1 protein-coding gene is annotated in these 550 nt (G+C 49.1%); it reads left to right on the top strand.

What is annotated here, in order from left to right; translation table 11 throughout:
* Nucleotides 1-93 precede the first annotated feature (93 nt).
* Nucleotides 94-550: HipA domain-containing protein (locus AB4585_RS24940; RefSeq protein WP_372171439.1), on the top strand; the 457-nt coding region annotated here is incomplete at its 3' end.

Raw genomic sequence — 550 nt, 5'->3', positions numbered from 1 at the left:
CTTGAGTTATACATCGGAGAGCAACACGCTGAGGCCGATCGAAACTTTAAAGTCTTTCTGGATTCCTGCCCTGATCGTTGGGGGCGATTGCTTATGCAGCGACGAGAGGCCGTGATGGCAAGGAACGAGGGACGACGAGCGAATAAACTGTATGAAACCCATTACTTGTTAGGTGTGCATGACTCGTTTCGTATGGGGGCGCTGCGTTTCTGTACGTCTCATGATGGCCCTTTTCTTGATGACAATGACCAACTAACCGCACCTGCAATCACCTCTTTGCCTGAGCTTCAACAAGCTGCAAATGGGGTTGAAGATACGCCTGATTTTGATAACCCAGATTACCTCAAGTGGCTAAACATGCTGATTTCTCCAGGCTCTTCTCTAGGGGGTGCCCGCCCCAAAGCCTCAGTCAGAGATGTTGATAACAGTCTGTGGCTTGCGAAGTTCCCTAGCCGTTATGACGACTACGATATTGGATTATGGGAGTACGTACTTTACAAACTGGCGCTTGAAGCGGGTATTTTCATGGCAGAATCGAAAGTACAAGCGG

This window comes from Vibrio sp. 10N.222.49.C9 (assembly GCF_041474985.1).
In the GTDB taxonomy this organism is placed as follows: domain Bacteria; phylum Pseudomonadota; class Gammaproteobacteria; order Enterobacterales; family Vibrionaceae; genus Vibrio; species Vibrio crassostreae_C.
Note: the sequence above shows the minus strand (reverse complement) of the source record. Positions and strands in the feature narration are given on the sequence as shown.